This window comes from Acidovorax sp. CF316 (assembly GCF_000276605.1).
Taxonomy (GTDB): Bacteria; Pseudomonadota; Gammaproteobacteria; order Burkholderiales; family Burkholderiaceae_C; genus Acidovorax.
Genome location: NZ_AKJX01000016.1, coordinates 1 through 21172, shown reverse-complemented (window position 1 = coordinate 21172; position 21172 = coordinate 1). Strand labels below are relative to the sequence as shown.

At 67.5% G+C, this 21172-nt stretch carries 19 protein-coding genes and 1 pseudogene; all 20 read left to right on the top strand.

From position 1 onward, the window contains the following. A pseudogene (locus PMI14_RS35485) lies at nucleotides 1-115 on the top strand (protein-L-isoaspartate O-methyltransferase); the annotation flags it as partial. A 12-nt stretch (nucleotides 116-127) separates the two neighbouring features. Continuing rightward, nucleotides 128-1030 carry a peptidoglycan DD-metalloendopeptidase family protein gene (locus tag PMI14_RS02140; protein ID WP_035202041.1) on the top strand — a complete coding sequence of 301 codons (903 nt, stop codon included), beginning with the start codon at nucleotides 128-130 and terminating at the stop codon, nucleotides 1028-1030. An 11-nt stretch (nucleotides 1031-1041) separates the two neighbouring features. Further along, the gene (locus tag PMI14_RS02135; protein WP_369751422.1) at nucleotides 1042-2070 is read left to right on the top strand and encodes an RluA family pseudouridine synthase; all 1029 of its coding nucleotides are present in this window, start codon (nucleotides 1042-1044) and stop codon (nucleotides 2068-2070) included. 202 nt (nucleotides 2071-2272) lie between these two features. Beyond that, on the top strand, nucleotides 2273-3316 hold the full coding sequence (scpB, locus tag PMI14_RS35480; RefSeq protein WP_007848916.1) for an SMC-Scp complex subunit ScpB: 1044 nt from the start codon (nucleotides 2273-2275) through the stop codon (nucleotides 3314-3316). Continuing rightward, nucleotides 3313-5052 (top strand): pseudouridine synthase, encoded by a 1740-nt coding sequence (locus PMI14_RS02125; protein ID WP_007848913.1) that lies wholly within the window; start codon nucleotides 3313-3315, stop codon nucleotides 5050-5052. The genes scpB and PMI14_RS02125 overlap by 4 nt, the downstream gene beginning before the upstream one ends. Nucleotides 5053-5150: 98 nt before the next feature. Further along, nucleotides 5151-5576, top strand: coding sequence for a nucleoside-diphosphate kinase (ndk, locus tag PMI14_RS02120; RefSeq protein ID WP_007848912.1), 426 nt, complete (start codon nucleotides 5151-5153; stop codon nucleotides 5574-5576). An 87-nt stretch (nucleotides 5577-5663) separates the two neighbouring features. Then, on the top strand, nucleotides 5664-6854 hold the full coding sequence (gene rlmN / locus PMI14_RS02115; protein ID WP_007848911.1) for a 23S rRNA (adenine(2503)-C(2))-methyltransferase RlmN: 1191 nt from the start codon (nucleotides 5664-5666) through the stop codon (nucleotides 6852-6854). Nucleotides 6855-6880: 26 nt separating this feature from the next. Continuing rightward, on the top strand, nucleotides 6881-7720 hold the full coding sequence (gene pilW, locus PMI14_RS02110; RefSeq protein WP_007848910.1) for a type IV pilus biogenesis/stability protein PilW: 840 nt from the start codon (nucleotides 6881-6883) through the stop codon (nucleotides 7718-7720). Next, entirely contained in the window at nucleotides 7713-8663 is a 951-nt protein-coding gene (locus PMI14_RS02105; protein ID WP_007848909.1) for a helix-turn-helix domain-containing protein, read from the top strand. Before pilW ends, PMI14_RS02105 begins: the two co-directional genes overlap by 8 nt. Continuing rightward, entirely contained in the window at nucleotides 8664-9980 is a 1317-nt protein-coding gene (ispG, locus tag PMI14_RS02100) for a flavodoxin-dependent (E)-4-hydroxy-3-methylbut-2-enyl-diphosphate synthase (protein ID WP_007848894.1), read from the top strand. 173 nt (nucleotides 9981-10153) lie between these two features. Further along, entirely contained in the window at nucleotides 10154-11422 is a 1269-nt protein-coding gene (hisS, locus tag PMI14_RS02095) for a histidine--tRNA ligase (protein WP_035202043.1), read from the top strand. Between the two features lie 15 nt (nucleotides 11423-11437). Then, nucleotides 11438-12124, top strand: coding sequence for a tetratricopeptide repeat protein (locus PMI14_RS02090; protein ID WP_007848888.1), 687 nt, complete (start codon nucleotides 11438-11440; stop codon nucleotides 12122-12124). Then, the gene (gene bamB, locus PMI14_RS02085; RefSeq protein ID WP_007848885.1) at nucleotides 12121-13284 is read left to right on the top strand and encodes an outer membrane protein assembly factor BamB; all 1164 of its coding nucleotides are present in this window, start codon (nucleotides 12121-12123) and stop codon (nucleotides 13282-13284) included. The genes PMI14_RS02090 and bamB overlap by 4 nt, the downstream gene beginning before the upstream one ends. 13 nt (nucleotides 13285-13297) lie before the next feature. After that, a complete protein-coding gene (gene der, locus PMI14_RS02080) occupies nucleotides 13298-14641 on the top strand; it encodes a ribosome biogenesis GTPase Der (protein ID WP_007848875.1) in 1344 nt (447 codons plus the stop codon). 280 nt (nucleotides 14642-14921) lie between these two features. After that, a complete protein-coding gene (gene hfq, locus PMI14_RS02075; RefSeq protein WP_007848873.1) occupies nucleotides 14922-15176 on the top strand; it encodes an RNA chaperone Hfq in 255 nt (84 codons plus the stop codon). 63 nt (nucleotides 15177-15239) lie between these two features. Next, complete coding sequence (gene hflX, locus PMI14_RS02070) at nucleotides 15240-16418, top strand: GTPase HflX (protein ID WP_007848872.1); 1179 nt, start codon at nucleotides 15240-15242, stop codon at nucleotides 16416-16418. A gap of 53 nt (nucleotides 16419-16471) precedes the next feature. Next, nucleotides 16472-17854: an FtsH protease activity modulator HflK gene (hflK, locus tag PMI14_RS02065; RefSeq protein WP_007848870.1), complete on the top strand. Its 1383-nt coding sequence runs from the start codon at nucleotides 16472-16474 to the stop codon at nucleotides 17852-17854. 9 nt (nucleotides 17855-17863) lie between these two features. Next, a complete protein-coding gene (hflC, locus tag PMI14_RS02060; RefSeq protein ID WP_007848868.1) occupies nucleotides 17864-18775 on the top strand; it encodes a protease modulator HflC in 912 nt (303 codons plus the stop codon). A 205-nt stretch (nucleotides 18776-18980) separates the two neighbouring features. Next, nucleotides 18981-20129, top strand: a complete 1149-nt coding sequence (locus PMI14_RS02055) for an ATP phosphoribosyltransferase regulatory subunit (protein WP_007848867.1) — start codon at nucleotides 18981-18983, stop codon at nucleotides 20127-20129. Between the two features lie 33 nt (nucleotides 20130-20162). Then, a partial coding sequence (locus PMI14_RS02050; protein ID WP_007848864.1) for an adenylosuccinate synthase occupies nucleotides 20163-21172 on the top strand: 1010 nt, incomplete at its 3' end.

Here is a 21172-nt window from a genome sequence, read left to right as displayed (position 1 = left end):
GGCGGTGGCCGGCGGCCAGCAGATGTTGCTCGTGATTGACAAGACCCCGCACGGGTTGAAACAAAGCGTGCTCGAGCCGGTTCATTTTGTCCCTCTAAAATCGGGGATTGCCTGAAGGGAAATGCTTATGTTGGTATCGCGTGGTCTTGTTGCAGGGTTTACCGTGGCGTTGCTGCTGGCTGGCTGTGGAACCCGAATGAACAAGGCCCCTGTGGAGGACCGGGGAACCTACGCCGGGGCCATGACCACGACCGGGTCGCCGCAGCCCGGTGGGGTGGCCGCGCCCATCAAACCCCTGCCTGGAGCGGAGAATGCCGGAAAGCCCGGTTACTACACCGTCAAGCCGGGGGATACGCTGATCCGCATCGGCCTGGAAAACGGCCAGGGCTGGAAGGACATCGCGCGCTGGAACAACCTGACGAACCCCGATCTGATCGAGGTGGGCCAGGTGTTGCGCGTCGTCGCGCCGGGCACGACCCCGCCGCCCGTGATCGCCGCCGATACCGGCGTGGTCACGCGCCCGGTGACCTCCACGACCATCACGCCATCGGCGCCGACGGCGACCCCGTTGCCGCCCGCCTCCACCGCCAGTGGCGCCAAGCCGACCACGCCGCCGCCGGCCGTGGTGGCCGCGCCCACGCCGGCACCGAGCGCCGGTGAGGACGACCTGAACTTCATCTGGCCTGCATCGGGCTCGCTGCTGGCCGGCTTTGACGAGGCCCGCAACAAGGGCTACGACATCTCCGGCAAGGCCGGCGATGCGGTGCTGGCAGCCGCGGATGGCCGCGTGGTCTATTCCGGTGCCGGCCTGCGGGGCTACGGCAACCTGGTGATCCTCAAGCACAACAACACCTTCCTCACGGCCTACGCGCACAACCAGACGCTGCTGGTCAAGGAAGACCAGTCCGTGCGCAAGGGCCAGAAGATCGCCGAGATGGGCAGCACCGACGCCGACCGCGTGAAGCTGCACTTCGAGATCCGCCGCAACGGCAAGCCGGTGGACCCCGCGCGCTACCTGTCGGCGCGTTGAGCGCCGTGGTGGTGGCGCCCGCCCAAGCCCCTGAATCCGGCCTGTCCGGCCAGCCTGGCAGCCCCGACGAGGAGTGGGCCGGCGAGGAGGCGGGCGGGGCCGAGGAGGCCGAGGTGCGCCAGATGCAGGTGGGCACGGCGCAGCATGCGGCGCGCCTGGACAAGGCGCTGGCCGAGCTGGTGCCCGAGTTCTCGCGCAGCTACCTGCAGCAACTGCTGGGTCAGGGGCTGGTGCGGATCAATGGGCAGCCGGCCACCAAACCCTCGCTCAAGGTCAAGGCCGGCGATGCCCTGGCGCTGGAAATGCGCCCCACGCAGCAAAGCCAGGCCTTCCGGCCCGAGGCGATGGACATCGACGTGGTCTACGAGGACGAGCACCTGCTGGTGGTCAACAAGCCCGCCGGGCTGGTGGTGCATCCGGCCCCCGGCAACTGGAGCGGCACCCTGCTCAACGGCCTGCTGGCGCGCGACGCCAAGGCGCTGCTGGTGCCGCGCGCGGGCATCGTGCACCGGCTGGACAAGGACACCAGTGGCCTGATGGTGGTGGCACGCGAGCGTTCCACCATGGACGCATTGGTGGCCATGATCGCCGCGCGCAGCGTGCACCGCCAGTACCTGGCGCTGGCCCACAAGCCCTGGGCGGGCCCGGCCCGCCGCACGGTGCAGGAGCCCATCGGCCGCGACCCGCGCAACCGCCTGCGCATGGCCGTGGTGGACCTGGCCAGCCATGCCGGCAAACCGGCGCGCACGGATTTCCGCCTGCTCGAAGGGGTGGGTGCGGGCTGCTGGGTGGAGTGCACGCTGCACACCGGCCGCACGCACCAGATCCGCGTGCACATGGCCTCCATCGGCCATCCGCTGGTGGCCGACGTGCTCTATGGCGGCACTCCGGTGGGGGCCTTGCAGCGCCAGGCGCTGCATGCCTTTCACCTGGCGTTCACCCATCCGGTCACCGGCCAGCCGCTGGAACTGCATGCGCCGCTGCCCCCGGACATGGGCGCTGCCCTGTCTTTCTGGGGCCTGCGTTACAATGGCGCATAGCGAAACGCAGTATCTGTGTTTCCAGGCCTGACCGGCCCTGGGGCGTGCACACCGCGCCCCGAACCCGAAGACGGAATCCCGCCGGGCCCCCAGCGTCGCGCCAGCGGCCGCGCAGTTTGCGCCCCTTGATGGATGAAATCCCTGCTGCTGGTGCGGCCCCTGTCACGACACGTGCCGCCTTTTTTCCCGGAATCGCTGAACCATGAACACGGTGGATGCCAAACGGGTCCTTGAGACTGCCCTGATTTGCGCGCAGCAGCCGGTGGCGCTGCGCGAGATGCGGGTGCTGTTCAATGACGCCCTGGGTACGGACACGCTCAAGCTGCTGCTGCTCGACCTGCAGCGCGACTGGGCCCACAGGGGGGTGGAGCTGGTGCAGGTGGCCACGGGCTGGCGCCTGCAGAGCCGCCCTGAAATGCGCGAGTACCTGGATCGGCTGCACCCCGAGAAGCCGCCCAAGTACACGCGCGCCACGCTGGAGACGCTGGCCATCATTGCCTACCGGCAGCCGGTGACGCGCGGGGACATCGAGGACATCCGTGGGGTGACGGTCAACAGCCTGATCATCAAGCAGCTCGAGGACCGCGGCTGGGTCGAGGTGATCGGCCACCGCGAGACGGTGGGCCGGCCTTCGCTGTTCGCCACCACGCGCCAGTTCCTCGATGACCTGGGCCTGGCCTCGCTGGACCAGTTGCCCATGCTGGAGGACGCCTCGGGCCATGCCAACGTGCTGGAGGCCATGGCTGCCGCGGCGCAGGGCGTGATCGAGGAGCCGGCGGAGGAAGAGGGCGCGGCGGAAGCTGCGCAGCAGCCCGAGGGCGATGCCCTGGAGCCGCCGATCGGCGAGCCGGCCGATGGCGGCGCCACCACGGCCGGGCCTGTCCAGCAGACCCTCGCTGGCCTGGAGGGTGGGGCTGTGCCGGAGGAGGACGCCGATGCCAACGGTTACCACGACGATGACGACGATGACGATGGGCTGGTGGCAGCCGCTGCTGCGTGGGCATTGGACGCCGCCGAGGTCTTGCTGCCGGACGATGTGCCGGGCGGGGCCGAGGAGGGCGGGGCTACGCAGTCGGGCGGAGCGGTGCGGCTCGATGGCGACAGCCATCTGGTGGCCGGCGACGATGCGGCCCAGGCAGGTACCGCTTTGAGTGCGGACGATTTGAACAAGACGGAGCGGGGCGACGATGCTTCCCGCGACGATGATGAGGATGCCCCACAGGGCGTCCCGGGAAAGCTGACATGAACGACGATTCGACGACCCCCGACCCCGCCACCTCCGGTGCCGAGGCTTCCACACCGCCTGCCAAGCCACGCCGCGCGCCGCGCAAGAAGGTGGTGGCCGACGATGCAGCCACTGCCGTGGCGCCCGCCGAGGCCGCGGTGCAGCCGGCTGCAGAGGCCGAGCCTGCGGTGAAAAAGCCCCGCAAGCCGCGCCAGCCCCGCGCAGAGGCCGAGGTGGCTGTGGTGGCCGAAGCGCCCCAGGCGCAGGAGCCCGCGCCGCAGCTGGCCGTGCAGGAGGTGCTGCCCCTGGTCGAAGTGCAGTCCGTGGCCGCCCAGGACGCCCCAGCTGCTGCTGGCGACGCAGAGGATGCGGCACCGCCGGTGCTGGTCGACCGCGCGCCCGGCGCGCGCATCTATGGCGATGCCCCGCGCGCCGAACGTGGCGATGGCCAGGAGCGCCGGGACGGCCGCAAGGAGGGGCATGGCAAGGGCCAGGCCCACCCTGGCCCGAAGGGTCCCAAAGGCCCCAGGCCGCAGCAGGGCGTGCAGGGCTACCAGTTCGAGGACGTGGTCTCCGGCCAGTTCGATGCGGATGAGGAATCCGACGAGGCGGTGCCCCTCAAGCGCGTGCTGCTGCCCCAGGTGGAAACGCCCAAGCTGCACAAGGTGCTGGCGCAGGCCGGCCTGGGTTCTCGGCTGGAGATGGAGCAGCTCATTCTGGAGGGCCGCATCTCGGTCAACAGCGAGCCGGCCCACATCGGCCAGCGCATCCAGTATGGCGACCAGGTCAAGGTCAACGGCAAGCCCATCCGCTACCGCATCGACCCGCCGCCAGCGCGTGTCATCGCCTACCACAAGCCCGTGGGCGAGGTGGTCTCGCACGACGACCCGCAGAACCGCCCCACGGTGTTTCGCAAGCTGCCACGCCTGCAGCAGGGCAAGTGGCAGTCCGTCGGTCGACTGGACCTGAACACCGAAGGCCTGCTGCTGTTCACCAGTTCGGGCGAGCTGGCCAACAAGCTCATGCACCCGCGCTTCGGCCTGGAGCGCGAGTACGCCGTGCGCGTGCTCGGCGCCCTGAGCAACGAGGAAAAAGCCAAGCTGATCGAGGGCGTGCGCCTGGACGATGGCATGGCCGCCTTCGGCTCCATCGAGGATGGCGGCGGTGAGGGTGCCAACTGCTGGTACCGCGTGACCATTTCCGAAGGCCGCAACCGCGAGGTGCGGCGCATGCTGGAGTCGGTGGGCCATGCGGTCAGCCGGCTCATCCGCATCCGCTACGGCGCCATGGTGCTGCCGCGCGGCCTCAAGCGCGGCGCCTTCCTGGAGCTGGACGAAAGCGACATCCGGGCCCTGGTGAAGGCCGCCGGTGCCGGGCGTGACCCGGTCGAAGACCGTGGCGATGCCGCGCCGGGCGAAAGCGCCCCGGCAGGCAACAAGCGCGGCAACAACATGCGCCGCGGCGGCCCGCGCGGCGATGGCAGCCGCCGTGACCAACCGCCGGGCGCGGGTGGTGGCAACGGCCCGCGCGGCCAGAAGCCCCGCCGCGATGGCGGTGGTGGGCAGGGCGGCCGGGGTGGCAATGGCGGTGGAGGCAACAACAATGCCGACCGCGCGCGCGGCGGCTCGGCCCAGCCCGATCCGATGAAGACCTCGGTCGGCTACATCGGCACCGACAGCCTGTCGCGCCATCGCCAGGCGCAACGCGCGCCCGGTGGCGGCGGCGGTGGTGGTCCCCGCCGCGGCCGTGGCCGTTGATTCACAGGGGTTTCCCCGTGCAAGGTTAGAATCGAGGGTTTTGTCCACTGGGCAAAAGAATCCGCACCGTTTATATCAATCCAATCAGGAAAATCACCATGGCAATCGAACGCACTCTCTCCATCATCAAGCCTGACGCAGTCGCCAAGAACGTGATCGGCCAGATCTACGCCCGTTTCGAAGCCGCCGGCCTGAAGGTCGTGGCTGCCCGCATGGTGCACCTGTCGCGCCTGGAAGCCGAGCAGTTCTACGGCGTGCACAAGGCACGCCCCTTCTTCAAGGACCTGGTGGACTTCATGATCTCCGGCCCCGTGATGATCCAGGCCCTGGAAGGCGAAAACGCCATCCTGAAGAACCGCGAACTGATGGGCGCCACCGACCCCAAGAAGGCAGAAGCCGGCACCATCCGCGCTGACTTCGCCGACAGCATCGATGCCAACGCCGTGCACGGTTCGGACGCTGCCGAAACGGCTGCCGTGGAAATCGCTTTCTTCTTCCCCGGCCTGAACATTTACACCCGCTGAGATGGTGGTCCCCATGCTAGAGCCCACCCCGGTGGGGCGGCCGCACCATGGGGACGACTGCGAGCGGTTACCCGAAGGGATGCCGCTATGACGACCACGACTGAAACGACCGCTGCGGTCGCCGTGCCTGCCGCCAAGGCAGTGGCGAGCCCGGCGACAGGCGCCAACCTGCTCGAATTCGACCTCGACGGGCTGGCCGCCTTTTGCGAGAAGCTCGGTGAGAAGCGCTTTCGCGCGACCCAGCTGTTCCGCTGGATCCACCAGCGCGGCGCGCACGATTTCGACGCCATGAGCGACCTGGCCAAGGCGCTGCGCGACAAGCTCAGGGGCTGTGCGCATGTGCAGGCGTTGCCGGTCATCACCGAGCATGTCTCGGCCGACGGCACCGTCAAGTGGCTGTTCGACGTGGGCGGTGGCAATGCCGTCGAGGCGGTCTTCATTCCTGAGGACGATCGCGGCACGCTGTGCATCTCCTCCCAGGCCGGCTGCGCCGTGGGATGCCGTTTCTGCTCCACCGGCCACCAGGGCTTCAGCCGCAACCTCACCACAGGTGAAATCGTGGCGCAGCTGTGGTTTGCCGAGCATGCGCTGCGCAAGCGCCTGGGCAAGGACGAGCGCGTCATCTCCAACGTGGTGATGATGGGCATGGGCGAGCCCCTGCAGAATTATTCGGCCCTGGTGCCGGCCCTGCGCGTGATGCTGGACGACCATGCCTATGGGCTGTCGCGCCGCCGCGTGACGGTGTCGACCTCCGGCGTGGTGCCCATGATCGACCGGCTGGCCCAGGACTGCCCCGTGGCACTGGCCGTTTCGTTGCATGCGCCCAACGATCCGCTGCGCGACAACCTGGTTCCCCTGAACCGCAAGTACCCGATCGAAGAGCTGCTGGCTGCGTGCAACCGCTACCTGGAACATGCGCCGCGCGACTTCATCACCTTCGAATACTGCATGCTGGACGGGGTCAACGACCAGATCGAGCATGCGCGGCAACTGATCGAGCTCGTGAAGCCCGCACGCGGCGAGGGCGTGCGCTGCAAGTTCAACCTGATCCCGTTCAACCCGTTTCCTGCGTCGGGCCTTTTGCGTTCTTCACACGCGCAGGTGCAGGCCTTTGGCAAACTGCTGAGCGACGCGGGCATCGTGACCACGGTGCGCAAGACGCGCGGTGACGATATCGATGCCGCCTGTGGTCAATTGGCCGGTGACGTGAAAGATCGCACAAAAGCCGCGGAACGCATGGCCAGACAGCGCACAATCGCGCTCAAACCGGTGACCTGACACAACAAACTTGAAGGAGGCTCTACATGGTGGGATTGGTTGAACGCTGGCAGCGCATGGGCCGCTCTGCGCTCCTGGCCTGTGGGGTGGTGGCATGCGTGGCAGGGTTTTCGGGATGCACGAGCACCAGCAGTGGCGGCACATCGGCCGCCCAGGGTGGTGGTGCTGTGTTCACCCCCTCCGACGAGCCCGAGGCGCGCCGCCGCGCGCGCATCCGCCTGGAGCTGGCGACCAATTACTTCGAGAACGGGCAGACCACCGTGGCGCTGGACGAAGTCAAGCAGGCCCTGGTCGCCGATCCTACCTATGCCGATGCCTTCAGCCTGCGCGGCCTGATCTACCTGCGGCTCAACGAGTTCGGCCAGGCCGAAGAGAGCTTTCGCCGCGCACTCGGCCTGCGCGGCAACGACCCCAACCTGCTGCACAACCTGGGCTGGCTGCACTGCCAGCAGCGCAAGTACGCCGAGGCCGACCAGAGCTTCGTGACGGCGCTGGCCAACCCGGCCTACACCGCGCGCGGCAAGACGCTGATGGCGCGCGGCCTGTGCCAGGTGGAAGCCGGCCAGGTGGCCGAGGCCGAGCAGTCGCTGCTCAAGGCCTACGAGCTCGATGCCTCCAACCCGGTGGTAGGCTACCACCTGTCCAATCTTCTGATGCGCCGCAATGAGCTCACGCGGGCGCAGTTCTACATCCGCCGCCTGAACAACAGCGATTTCGCCAACGCGGAAACGCTGTGGCTGGGCATCAAGGTCGAGCACGGCCTGGGCGATACGGTCGCGCTGCGCCAGCTGGGTGATCAATTGCGCAGGCGCTTCCCGGATGCGCGTGAGACGGGTGCCTATCAGCGTGGGGCTTTCAATGAGTGATTCGGTGGCAGGGGTTGCGGTGCACGAAGAGGCACCTGGTGGAACGGGGGGGCGCACGGCCGGGACATTGCTGCGCGAGGCGCGCATGGAGGCCGGCCTGCACATCGCGGCGCTGGCCGTGGCCCTGAAGGTACCGGTCGCCAAGCTGGAGGCCCTGGAGGCCGACAATTTCGCGGTGCTGCCCGACACGGTGTTCGTGCGCGCCCTGGCCTCGAGCGTGTGCCGTACCCTGAAGATCGACGCGGCGCCCATCCTGGCGCTGCTGCCGCAGAGCAAGAGCCCACGCCTGGTGGCGGGCAATGCCGGGATCAACGCGCCGGTCAAGGGCAGCAGCTCCAGCGCGGGCAATGGCTCCTTCGCACCGGCATCGTCGGGCGGCAAGAAGTCCTGGGCCATCACCGTGGTGGTGCTGGCCTTGCTGGCGGGGGCCCTGGCCATCATGTTTGTTCCTGCCGATCGCAATCCGTTCGGCAGCAGCGCAGGCGACGAGGCGCCGGCGTCTCCACCCGTCGCCGCCCAGGAGCCGCAGCCACCGGTGGCCGCGGCCTCTGCGTCCACCTCCAGTGTGGTGGTGCCTCCCGCGCCTGTCTCGGCGGCGCTGCCTGCGCCTGCGGCAGCTCCCCCGGTTGCGGTGGCGGCCAGTGCGGCCGCACCGGCCGTCGCTGCCGCGGCATCGACACCCGAAGCGGCTGCGGCCGTCTCGGCCTCCAGCGTACTGACGCTGAGCGCGCGTGGTGCCTCGTGGGTGCAGGTGCGCGATGCCAGCGGAACCATTGCCCTGCAGAAGAATCTGGCGGTGGGTGAGTCGGTGGCCGTCTCCGGAACCCTCCCCTTGTCTGTGGTGATCGGCCGGGCCGATGTGACCGATGTGTTTGTGCGTGGCAAGCCATTCGCGCTGACCACCGTTTCGCGCGAGAATGTTGCGCGTTTTGAGGTGAAATAAGTGGACAAGTCCCTGACCGATCTGGCCCCGGTTGCCATTGCCCAGCCAGCGCCCCGGCGTTCCCGCCAGGCCCGTGTGGTCTGGGGTTCGCGCGTGGTCACGGTCGGGGGCGATGCGCCGGTGCGCGTGCAGTCCATGACCAATACCGATACGGTGGATGCCATCGGCACCGCCATCCAGGTTAAGGAGCTGGCGCAGGCCGGCTCCGAGTTCGTGCGCATCACCGTCAACACGCCCGAGGCGGCGCAGGCGGTGCCCTACATCCGCGAGCAGCTCGACCGCATGGGCGAGACCGTGCCGCTGGTGGGGGATTTCCACTTCAACGGCCACCGGCTGCTGACCGACTATCCGGATTGCGCGCAGGCGCTGTCCAAGTACCGCATCAACCCCGGCAACGTGGGCAAGGGCGACAAGCGCGACCGCCAGTTCGGCCAGATGATCGAGGCTGCCATCCGCTGGGACAAGGCCGTGCGCATCGGCGTCAACTGGGGCAGCCTGGACCAGGAGCTGCTGGCCCAGCTGATGGACACCAACAGCCGCCGCGCCCAGCCCTGGGAAGCGCGCCAGGTGATGTACGAGGCACTGATCACCTCGGCCATCGAATCGGCGCGCCGCGCGGAAGAAATGGGCCTGAATGGCGACCAGATCATCCTGTCGTGCAAGGTCAGCGGCGTGCAGGACCTGATCTCCGTGTACCGGGCCCTGGCGCAGCGCTGCGACTATGCGCTGCACCTGGGCCTGACCGAGGCCGGCATGGGCACCAAGGGCACGGTGGCCTCGGCCACGGCGCTGTCCATCCTGCTGCAGGAGGGCATTGGCGACACCATCCGCGTGTCCCTGACCCCGCAGCCGGGCGAGGCCCGCACCCAGGAAGTGGTGGTGGCCTCCGAGATCCTGCAGTCGCTGGGCCTGCGCGTGTTCGTGCCCAGCGTGACGGCCTGCCCCGGTTGCGGCCGCACGACCAGCACCACCTTCCAGGAGCTGGCCAAGCAGATCGACGACTACCTGCGCGCGCAGATGCCCGTCTGGCGCGTCAAGTACCCGGGCGTGGAAAAGCTCAAGGTCGCGGTCATGGGCTGTATCGTCAACGGCCCGGGCGAGAGCAAGCATGCCGACATCGGCATCAGCCTGCCCGGCACCGGCGAGGCGCCTGCCGCCCCCGTGTTCATCGACGGCGAGAAGGCCCTCACCCTGCGTGGCGAGAACATCGCCACCGAATTCCACCAACTGGTGGAGAACTACATCGAAAAGCGCTTTGGCGGCTCCCATCCGGTGGCCGCTGCGGCGGTGGGTGCCCCCGACGGCGCACTTGCTTAGCCGGGCGGCCGACGCCCCTGCGACAATCGCACCCGACGGGCCTGACGGCCCAGCGAGGCGGCATTCCTCCCGGAGCCGTCTCCCGCCCCCTATCCAACTGGAAAGCCATTGCTGTGAGTAAAGACGTATCCGCTGCCGCCGCCAAGCCCGAGAAGCTGGTGGCGGTCAAGGGCATGAACGACATCCTGCCGCCCGACTCCGCCCGCTGGGAGTGGCTGGAGGACAAGGTGCGCCAATTGATGGCGCGCTATGCCTACCGCAACATGCGCACGCCCATCGTCGAGCCCACGCCGCTGTTCGTGCGCGGCCTGGGCGAGGTGACCGACATCGTCGAGAAGGAGATGTACTCCTTCGAAGACCGCCTGAACGGAGAGCGCCTGACCCTGCGCCCCGAGGCCACGGCCGGCGTGGTGCGCGCTGTGGTCGAACACTCCATGCTGTACGAGGGCGGCAAGCGCCTGTATTACATGGGCCCGATGTTCCGCCACGAGCGTCCCCAGCGCGGCCGCTACCGCCAGTTCCACCAGATCGGTGCCGAGGCCCTGGGCTTTGGCGGCCCCGAGGTGGACGCCGAGCTGATCCTGCTGGCGAATGCGCTGTGGAAGGACATCGGTCTGACCAACGTGCGCCTGGAGCTCAACAGCCTGGGCCAGCCCGAGGAGCGCAAGGCGCACCGCGCGGCGCTGATCGCCTACTTCGAGCAGAACGCCGACCAGCTCGACGAAGAGGCGCGCCGCCGCCTGCACGCCAACCCGCTGCGCATCCTGGACACCAAGAACCCGGCGATGCAGGCGCTGGTGAATGCGGCGCCGCGGCTCATCGACTTCCTGGGCGCCGAGTCGCTGGCGCACTTCGATGCGGTCAAGGCCATTCTGGACGCCAACGGCGTGGCCTGGACGGTCAACCCGCGCCTGGTGCGCGGCATGGACTACTACAACCTCACGGTGTTCGAGTTCATCACCGAGCAACTGGGCTCGCAGGGCACCATCTGCGGCGGTGGCCGCTACGACTACCTGATCGAGCAGATCGGCGGCAAGCCGGCGCCTGCCGTGGGCTGGGCCCTGGGCGTGGAGCGCGTGCTCGAGCTGGTCAAGGAGCAGGGCGCCGAGGTGCCGGCCCTGGTGCCGGATGCCTATGCCGTGATCCCCGGCCGCGCCGCCTTGCCGACCGCCATCCGCGTGCTGGAGCAATTGCGGGCGGCGGGCGTGCAGGTGCAGATGCATGGTGCGGCCACGGCCAGCGAAGGCATGGGCAGCATGAAGTCCCAGTTCAAGAAGGCCGATGGCAGCGGCGCGCAGTATGCTTTGGTGTTTGGCGACGACGAGCTCGCCCGCGGCACCGTCACCGTGAAGTCCCTGCGCGATGGCGCAGGGGGTGCCCAGGTGGAGCAACCGCTCGCCCATGTGGCCGATTGGGCCGCCACCCTACAATCCAACCGTTAATTCTTACCTACCTCCATGGCAAATCACTTAGACCTCGAAGAGCAGGAACAACTGGACCAGCTCAAGCATTTCTGGAACCAGTGGGGTACCCTCATCAGCTGCGTGCTGATCGTGGTGTGCGGTTCGCTGGCCGCATGGAACGGTTACCAGTACTGGCAGAGCCGCCAGGCCACCAAGGCCGCGGCGCTGTTCGACGCGGTCGAAGTGGCCAACCGCACCAAGGACCAGGCGCGTGTGGAACAGGCCTTTGGCGACCTCAAGTCCAGCTATGCCGGAACGCCGCAGGCGGCCCAGGCCGGTTTCCTGGTGGCCCGCGGCCTGGTTGAGGCGGCCAAACCCGATGAGGCGCGCGAAGTGCTGGCCTGGGTGGCCGCGAATGCGGGCGACGACGGCTTCAAGGCCCTGGCCAGGCTGCGCCTGGCCGCCGTGCTGACCGAACAGAAGAAGTACGACGAAGCGCTGGCCCAGCTGTCGGGCTCGCTGCCCGCGGCGTTCGACGGCGTCGCAGCCGACCACCGGGGTGACATCCTGATGCTGCAGGACAAGCGCACCGAGGCCCTGGCCCAGTACACCAAGGCCTACAAGGCCATGAGCGAAGACGTGGAATACCGCCGCCTGGTGGAAGTCAAGCTCAACGCACTGGGCGCCAACCCCGCCGCCGAGACCGTGGCTGCCGCCAAGGCGGCGGAGGCCGCCAAATGAGCGCGCGCAATCCATTGCGCCCGGTTCGTGGCCTGGCCTTGCTGGCCCTGGCGGCCGCGCTGGCCGGTTGCTCGATGATGCCCAGTGGCTCGTTCTGGGGCGGCTCGCCCAAGCCCGTGCCGGCCGACCTCGGCGCCAACGTGCCCGTGCTCGGCGTGCGCCAGGCATGGACCGGCAAGGTGGGCGCGGTGGCAGGCCTGTCGCTGGACGTGCGCGTGAGCGGCACCACGGTGACCCTGGCCTCGGCCGATGGCACGGTGGCCGCCATCGACGCCCGCACGGGCGGCGATGTCTGGCGCCTGGCCCTGGCCGAGCCGCTGTCTGCCGGTGTCGGCAGCGATGGCAAGCTGGCTGCCGTGGTGGCGCGCAGCAATGCGCTGATCACCATCGATGCCGGCCGTGAGCGCTGGCGCCAGCCCATGGCCTCGCAGGTCTTCACCGCTCCGCTGGTGGCCGGTGGCCGCGTGTTCGTGCTGGCTGCCGATCGCACCGTGACGGCCTTCGATGCCGCCACGGGCAAGCGCCTGTGGACCCAGCAGCGCCCCGGTGAGCCCCTGGTGCTGCGCCAGGATGGTGTGCTGCTGGCAGTGGGTGACACCCTGGTGGTGGGCCTGTCCGGCCGCCTGGTGGGCCTGAACCCCGACAACGGCAGTGTGCGCTGGGAGGCCCCGCTGGCCACCTCGCGCGGCACCAACGACGTGGAGCGCCTGGTCGAGCTGGTGGGGCGCAGCAGCCGCGTCGGCGAATCCGTGTGCGCCCGGGCCTTCCAGTCGGCCGTGGGCTGCGTGAACACGGTGCGCGGCAACGTCGCCTGGACCCAGCGTGCCGCGGGCGCCGAGGGCATCGACGGCGACAAGGACGCGATCTTCGGCACCGAAAGCAATGGCGCGCTGGTGGCCTGGAACCGCAATGACGGTACGCGCCTGTGGGGCTCTGACCGCCTCAAGCACCGCAAGCTGACCTCGCCGCTGCTGCTGGGCCGCTCGGTGGTGGTGGGCGACGACACGGGCCTGGTGCATCTTCTCTCGCGCACCGACGGGGCCCCCCTCAACCGCCTGACCACCGATGGCTCCGGCATTGCCGCGGCACCGGTGGCGGCGGCCGACACCCTGGTGGTGGTCACCCGCAACGGCGGAGTGTTTGGCTTCCGCCCGGAATAATGGATCGTATTCAATGAAGCCAGTTATCGCCCTCGTGGGGCGGCCGAATGTCGGTAAATCCACGCTGTTCAACCGCTTGACGAAGTCCCGCGACGCGATCGTGGCGGACTTCGCCGGGCTCACGCGTGACCGCCACTACGGCAATGGCAAGCAGGGCAAGCACGAGTACATCGTCATCGACACGGGGGGCTTCGAGCCCGATGCCTCCACCGGCATCTACCGCGAGATGGCCAAGCAGACGCAGCAGGCCGTGGCCGAGGCCGACGTGGTCGTCTTCGTCGTCGATGCGCGCGCCGGCGTCTCGGCACAGGACCATGACATCGCCAATTACCTGCGCCGGCTCTCCAAGCCCTGCGTGCTGGTGGCCAACAAGGCCGAAGGCATGGTCGAGGGCGTGCAGCTGGCCGAGTTCTACGAGCTCGGCCTGGGCGAGGTATTCCCGGTGTCTGCCGCACACGGCCAGGGCATTCGCAGCCTGGTGGAGATTGCGCTCGAGCCGCTGAACCTGCCCGACCCCGACGAGGCCGATGCCTCGGACGACAAGAGCGTCATCAAGCTCGCCGTGGCGGGCCGCCCCAACGTGGGCAAGTCCACGCTGATCAACACCTGGCTGGGCGAGGAGCGCCTGGTCGCCTTCGACATGCCGGGCACCACGCGCGATGCGATCACCGTGCCCTTCGAGCGCAACGGCCAGCGCTTCGAGCTGGTGGACACGGCCGGCCTGCGCCGCAAGGGCAAGGTGTTCGAGGCCATCGAGAAGTTCTCGGTGGTGAAGACGCTGCAGGCCATCGAATCGGCCAACGTGGTGCTGCTGCTGCTCGATGCCACGCAGGGCGTGACCGATCAGGACGCGCACATCGCGGGCTACATCCTGGAGAGCGGCCGCGCCGTGGTGCTGGCCGTGAACAAGTGGGACGCCGTGGACGAGTACCAGCGCACGCTGCTGGAGCGTTCCATCGAGAGCCGCCTGTCCTTCCTGAAGTTCGCCTCCATGCACTTCATCTCGGCCAAGAAGCGCCAGGGCCTGGGCCCGCTGTGGACCTCCATCGTGCAGGCGCACAAGGCGGCCACCTGCAAGATGTCCACCCCCGTGCTCACCCGGCTGTTGCTGGAGGCGGTGCAGTTCCAGGCGCCCAAGCGCTCGGGCATGTTCCGCCCCAAGCTGCGCTACGCGCACCAGGGTGGCATGAACCCACCGGTGATCGTGATCCACGGCAACTCGCTGGAGCACGTGACCGACGCCTACAAGCGCTTCCTGGAAGGGCGCTTCCGCAAGGAATTCGATCTGGTGGGTACCCCGCTGCGCATCGAGGTCAAGACGTCCCACAACCCCTTTGTGGACAAGGACGAAGGCTGATTCCGAAGTCCCCCGACCGTATTCGCGGTGGGGGATGGGTAATGCAAGTGCTGCACTGCAGCATGGTTATTGCAGCGACATGATTCTGTGCATGGCACTCAAGAGTAACCATCTGTTTCTTTGGCTGCATAATCTCCAGAGGCATTTCCCTGGCAAGCACCCCGGTCCGGCGTGAAGAAAGGCCGGGTTGGCGAAAGGCCATGCCAACCGGCGGCAAAACTCTGACTTTGCTGTGGTAAGGTGGTGGTTTACAACAACATTTTTGAACACGGAGAATATCGTGAGCAATAAAGGCCAACTTTTGCAAGATCCTTTCCTGAACGCACTGCGTAGGGAGCATGTGCCCGTTTCCATCTACCTGGTGAACGGTATCAAGCTGCAAGGGCAAATCGAATCGTTCGACCAGTATGTGGTGTTGCTGCGCAATACCGTCACGCAGATGGTCTACAAGCATGCCATCTCCACCATCGTGCCTGGCCGGGCGGTCAATTTCTCGACGGCCGAAACCCCTGATGCAGACGGCGCCGGCAACTGAGTTGCGGCATCCAGTTCAGCATTCAATCCTGGGTCTGATGGTCATGGGCGGAGGCCATCCGCTTTGAGCGCTCCCGCATCTTCTGACGCGGGTGGTGGTGCCTCGGTATTGCTGGTGGGGGTGGACTTCGGTCTTCCCCATTTCGATGGCGAGCTCGAAGAACTGGGCCTGCTCGCGCAGACGGCGGGGCTCAACCCCGTCGCGCGCCTGACCTGCAAGCGCAAGGCGCCCGATGCGGCCCTGTTCGTGGGCAGCGGCAAGGCCGACGAGATCCGCACCCTGGCCCAGATGCACGGTGCGGTGGAGGTGCTGTTCGACCAGTCGCTGAGCCCTGCACAGCAGCGCAACCTGGAGCGCCACCTGGAGTTGCCGGTCTCCGACCGCACCTTCCTCATCCTTGAAATCTTTGCCCAGCGCGCCCGCAGCCACGAGGGCAAGCTGCAGGTGGAGCTCGCCCGCCTGCAGTACCTGAGCACACGCCTGGTGCGCCGCTGGTCGCACCTGGAGCGCCAGACCGGCGGCATCGGTGCGCGTGGCGGTCCGGGTGAAAAGCAGATCGAACTCGACCGCCGCATGATCGGTGAGGCCATCAAGCGCACGCGCGAGCGCCTGTCCAAGGTCAAGCGCCAGCGTTCCACGCAGCGCCGCCAGCGCGACCGGCGCGATACCTTCACCATCTCGCTGGTGGGCTACACCAACGCCGGCAAGTCCACGCTGTTCAATGCGCTCGTGAAGGCGCGCGCGTATGCGGCCGACCAGTTGTTCGCCACGCTCGACACCACCACGCGCCAGCTGTACCTGGGCGATGCGGGGCGCTCAGTGTCGCTGTCCGACACCGTGGGCTTCATCCGCGACCTGCCGCACGGCCTGGTCGATGCCTTCCAGGCCACGCTGCAGGAGGCGGTCGATGCCGACTTGCTGCTGCACGTGGTCGATGCCTCCAACCCCCATTTCCCCGAGCAGATGGACCAGGTGCAGCGCGTGCTGCACGAGATCGGCGCCGCCGACATTCCGCAGTTGCTGGTGTTCAACAAGCTCGATGCACTCGATGCCGAGCAGCAGCCTGCGTTGCTGGAAGACCAGTACGAAGTGGAAGGGCAGATGGTGCCCCGCCTGTTCGTGAGTGCACGCTCCGGCCAGGGGCTGGACAACCTGCGCCGCGTGCTGTCCGCGCGGGTGCTGGAAGCCCGGGAGGACATGACCCCAGCTGATGCTGCCCCATTGCCAGCCCACGAGGGGTGATTGGGCACAATGCCGTTTTGATCGATGCCACCAGAGAACCAGAGACTTTGCGCATGAATTTCCAAAATCGCACCCTACGCTGGGCTTCGCTGCCAGAACGTATCCGGGGCATGTTCAATCTGAACGACCCCCGCTGGGGCCGTGGCGAAGACAAGCCGGACGACGGCGCCCGCCCGGACGACCGCCAGCCGGCGCAGCCCCCCGCAGGCAACCGCGGGCGCGAGAACAACAAGGGCCAGGGCAACGGCCAGCCGCCGGACCTGGACGAACTGTGGCGTGACCTCAACCGCAAGCTCGGCGGCCTGTTTGGCGGCAAGGGTGGCGGTGGTGGGCGCGGCACGGGGGGCTCCGGCAACGGAGGCTTCCAGCCGCCCGACATGAAGAGTGCGGGCGTGGGCGTGGGCCTGATCGCCGGCATCGTCTTCGTGATCTGGATGGGCACGGGCTTCTTCATCGTGCAGGAAGGCCAGCAGGCCGTGATCACCCAGTTCGGCAAATACAAGAGCACGGTGGGTGCGGGCTTCAACTGGCGCCTGCCTTACCCGATCGAGCGCCACGAGCTGGTGTTCGTGACGCAGATCCGCTCGGCCGACGTGGGCCGCGACAACATCATCAAGAGCACCGGCCTGCGCGAGTCGGCCATGCTCACCGAAGACGAGAACATCGTCGAGATCAAGTTCGCCGTGCAGTACCGCCTGAGCGATGCGCGTGCCTGGCTGTTCGAGAGCAAGAACCCCTCGGACGCCGTGGTGCAGGCCGCCGAGACGGCGGTGCGCGAAGTCGTGGGCAAGATGCGCATGGACACGGCCCTGGCCGAGGAGCGCGACCAGATCGCCCCGCGTGTGCGCGCGCTGATGCAGACCATCCTGGACCGCTACAAGGTCGGTGTCGAGGTCGTGGGCATCAACCTGCAGCAAGGTGGCGTGCGCCCGCCCGAGCAGGTGCAGGCTTCGTTCGACGATGTGCTCAAGGCCGGTCAGGAGCGCGAGCGCGCCAAGAATGATGCCCAGGCCTACGCCAACGATGTGATTCCGCGCGCCGTGGGCTCCGCCTCGCGCCTGAACGAAGAAGCGGCCGCCTACAAGGCCCGCATCGTGGCGCAGGCACAGGGTGATGCGCAGCGCTTCTCGTCCGTGCTGGCCGAGTACCAGAAGGCGCCCCAGGTCACGCGCGACCGCATGTACCTGGAAAGCATGCAGCAGATCTATGGCAACGTGACCAAGGTGCTGGTGGATTCCCGCCAGGGCTCCAACCTGCTGTACCTGCCGCTGGACAAGATCATGCAGAGCGTGGCCACGGGCACGCCCGCGACGCTGGAGTCGCCGCCGGCCAATGCCGCATCGACCGTGGTGCCAACCTTGCCACCGACGTCCACTTTTTCGAATGACCCCCGGGCGCGTGACAGCAGTCGCACACGCGAACGTGAATCCCGCTAGGAGCAGCTCGTGAACAGAGTCGGATTTATCGCATCCACCCTCCTGGTGGTGCTTGCACTCATGAGCTCCATGCTCTTCGTGGTGGACCAGCGCCAGTTCGGCGTGCTCTACGCGCTCGGGCAGATCAAGGAAGTGATCACCGAGCCGGGCCTGAACTTCAAGTTGCCGCCGCCGTTTCAAAACGTGACCTACATCGACAAGCGCCTGCTCACGCTGGACAGCCCCGATACGGAGCCCATGCTCACGGCCGAAAAGCAGCGCGTGGTGATTGACTGGTATGTGCGCTGGCGCATTTCGGAGCCCACCCAATACATCCGCAATGTGGGCCTGGACGAGAGCGCCGGGGCCATGCAGCTCAACCGGGTGGTGCGCAACGCCTTCCAGGAAGAGATCAACAAGCGCACCGTGAAGGAGCTGCTGTCGCTCAAGCGCGAAGCGCTGATGGCCGACGTGAAGCGCGAAGTGCTGGAAACCGTGCGCGGTGCCAAGCCCTGGGGCGTGGATGTGGTGGACGTGCGCATCACGCGCGTCGACTATGTCGAGGCCATCACCGAGTCGGTCTACCGCCGCATGGAGGCCGAGCGCAAGCGCGTGGCCAATGAGCTGCGTTCCACCGGTGCGGCGGAGGGCGAAAAGATCCGCGCCGATGCCGACCGCCAGCGCGAGATCGCCATCGCCAATGCCTACCGCGATGCCCAGAAGCTCAAGGGTGAAGGCGATGCCGAAGCTGCCCGCATCTACGCCGAGGCGTTTGGCCGCGATCCGCAGTTTGCGCAGTTCTACCGCAGCCTGGAGGCCTACAAGTCCAGCTTCAACAAGAAGAGCGACGTGATGGTGGTGGACCCCTCGTCGTCGGAGTTCTTCAAGGCCTTCCGCGGTGGCACAGCGCCCGCGGCGCAGCCTGCGGCACCGCGCAAGTAACACCCCGCGCCTGCGCTTGCCAGGCGCACAGCGGCAGCCCTGCACCGTGGGGTTGCCGCTTTTTTTTGGGGAGCCGCTCCCGTCCGGTGGGACGCGGCCGGCTCCCCGGGTTTTTCCGCCCCGGTCACCCTCGCGGCAGGCCCCCATTTGGGGTGCTTTGCCGGTGCCGGTAGAATCACGGTTTTAACAGCCTCCCCTTTTCTCCATGTCTGCTTGGGTCCTGCCGGATCACATTGCCGATGTCTTGCCGTCCGAAGCGCGGCACATCGAAGAATTGCGTCGCGGGCTGCTCGACACGGCGCGCTGCTATGGCTATGAGCTGGTCATGCCGCCGCTGTTGGAGCACCTTGAATCCCTGCTGACGGGCACTGGCGAGGCACTGGATCTCCAGACCTTCAAGCTGGTGGATCAGCTGTCGGGTCGCTCCATGGGCCTGCGTGCGGACACCACGCCCCAGGTGGCCCGCATCGATGCCCACCTGCTCAATCGCAAGGGCGTGACGCGGCTGTGCTACTGCGGCCCCGTGCTGCACACCCGCCCCGATCGCCCCCATGCCACGCGCGAGCCGCTGCAGTTCGGCGCCGAGATCTACGGCCATGCCGGGCTGGAGGCCGACCTCGAAGCCCTGCAGCTGGCGCGTGAGTGCCTGCGCGTGGCCGAGGTGCGCGACACCACCATCGACCTGGCCGACGTACGCATCGTGCGCAGCCTGCTGGCCGGTGTGGCGGTGGATGCACCGCTGCTCAGCCGTATCCATGCCGCCCTGGCGGCCAAGGACGCGAGCGAACTGGCGACGCTGACCCGTGACTTCCCTGCGGCATCGCGCCAGGGGCTGCTGGCGTTGCTGCAGCTGTATGGCGACGAGTCCGTGCTGGCTGAGGCCGACAAGGCCCTGAAGCACATCGCCGGCGTGTCCGAAGTGCTGTCACACCTGCGCTGGCTGGCGTCGCGCCTGGACGGTGCCGTGGTCACCTTCGACCTGGCCGATCTGCGTGGCTACGCCTACTACAGTGGCACCCGCTTTGCCATCTACGGCAAAGGCGCCAGCGATGCGCTGGTGCGCGGCGGGCGCTATGACGAGGTGGGTGCCGTGTTCGGCCGCAACCGGCCTGCGGCCGGCTTCAGCCTTGACATCAAGCAACTGGTGAGCGTGGTGTCCCCGCGCGCCCTGAAGGCTGCCATCCGCGCGCCCTGGGGCGAGGCGAGCGATGTGAATGCCGCCATTGCCGCGCTGCGCCGTCAAGGCGAGACGGTGGTATGTGTTCTGCCTGGGCATGGGAGCGAAGTCGATGAGTTCCACTGTGACCGAGAGCTGGTGCAGATTGCGGGCCAGTGGGTCGTGCAGGCTGTTTGATCGAGTTAATTGCAATTGAGAATTGGGTCTGAGATGAAAGCAACCAAAGGTCGCAACGTAGTGGTGGTCGGAACCCAATGGGGTGACGAAGGCAAGGGCAAGCTGGTCGACTGGCTCACCGAGAGCGCGCAGGGCGTGGTCCGGTTCCAGGGTGGTCACAATGCCGGCCACACCCTGGTCATCAACGGCGTGAAGACTGCGCTGCACCTGATCCCCAGCGGCATCATGCGCCCGGGCGTCAAGTGCTACATCGGCAACGGTGTGGTGCTGTCGGCCGCCAAGCTCTTCGAGGAAATCGAAGGCCTGGAGAAGGCGGGCGTCGAAGTGCGCTCGCGCCTGCGCATCAGCGAGGCCTGCCCGCTGATCCTGCCGTTCCACGCCGCCATCGACGTGGCGCGCGAGGCTGCACGCGAGCAGGGCGGCGCCGAGAAGATCGGCACCACCGGCCGCGGTATCGGCCCCGCCTACGAAGACAAGATCGCCCGCCGCGCCCTGCGCGTGCAGGACCTCAAGTACCCCGAGCGTTTCGCCGCCAAGCTGCGCGAGCTGCTGGACCTGCACAATCATGTGCTCACCACCTACCTGGGCTCGTCCAAGTTTGTCTTCGGCGATGCCTTGAAGCCCTACATCCAGGACGGCAAGGTGCAGTTCGACGTGGTGTACGCCGAAGCCATGCGCCATGCCGAGCTGCTCAAGCCCATGATGGCCGACGTTTCGCGTGAACTGAACGAAGCCAACAAGGCCGGTGCCAACCTGCTGTTCGAAGGCGCGCAGGGCACGCTCCTCGACGTGGACCACGGCACCTACCCGTATGTGACTTCCAGCAACTGCGTGGCCGGCAACGCTGCTGCCGGCTCGGGCGTGGGCCCCGGCATGCTGCACTACATCCTGGGCATCACCAAGGCCTACTGCACCCGCGTTGGTGGCGGTCCGTTCCCGACAGAGCTCGACTGGGAAGTGCCTGGCACGCCCGGCTACCACATGAGCACCGTGGGTGCCGAGAAGGGTGTGACCACCGGACGCAGCCGCCGTTGTGGCTGGGG

Coding starts and splice junctions, on each gene's coding strand:
- PMI14_RS02140 (WP_035202041.1), top strand. CDS start 128: ATGTTGGTATCGCGTGGTCTTGTTGCAGGGTTTACCGTGGCGTTGCTG.
- scpB (WP_007848916.1), top strand. CDS start 2,273: ATGAACACGGTGGATGCCAAACGGGTCCTTGAGACTGCCCTGATTTGC.
- PMI14_RS02125 (WP_007848913.1), top strand. CDS start 3,313: ATGAACGACGATTCGACGACCCCCGACCCCGCCACCTCCGGTGCCGAG.
- ndk (WP_007848912.1), top strand. CDS start 5,151: ATGGCAATCGAACGCACTCTCTCCATCATCAAGCCTGACGCAGTCGCC.
- rlmN (WP_007848911.1), top strand. CDS start 5,664: ATGACGACCACGACTGAAACGACCGCTGCGGTCGCCGTGCCTGCCGCC.
- pilW (WP_007848910.1), top strand. CDS start 6,881: ATGGTGGGATTGGTTGAACGCTGGCAGCGCATGGGCCGCTCTGCGCTC.
- PMI14_RS02105 (WP_007848909.1), top strand. CDS start 7,713: ATGAGTGATTCGGTGGCAGGGGTTGCGGTGCACGAAGAGGCACCTGGT.
- hisS (WP_035202043.1), top strand. CDS start 10,154: ATGAACGACATCCTGCCGCCCGACTCCGCCCGCTGGGAGTGGCTGGAG.
- PMI14_RS02090 (WP_007848888.1), top strand. CDS start 11,438: ATGGCAAATCACTTAGACCTCGAAGAGCAGGAACAACTGGACCAGCTC.
- bamB (WP_007848885.1), top strand. CDS start 12,121: ATGAGCGCGCGCAATCCATTGCGCCCGGTTCGTGGCCTGGCCTTGCTG.
- der (WP_007848875.1), top strand. CDS start 13,298: ATGAAGCCAGTTATCGCCCTCGTGGGGCGGCCGAATGTCGGTAAATCC.
- hflK (WP_007848870.1), top strand. CDS start 16,472: ATGAATTTCCAAAATCGCACCCTACGCTGGGCTTCGCTGCCAGAACGT.
- PMI14_RS02055 (WP_007848867.1), top strand. CDS start 18,981: ATGTCTGCTTGGGTCCTGCCGGATCACATTGCCGATGTCTTGCCGTCC.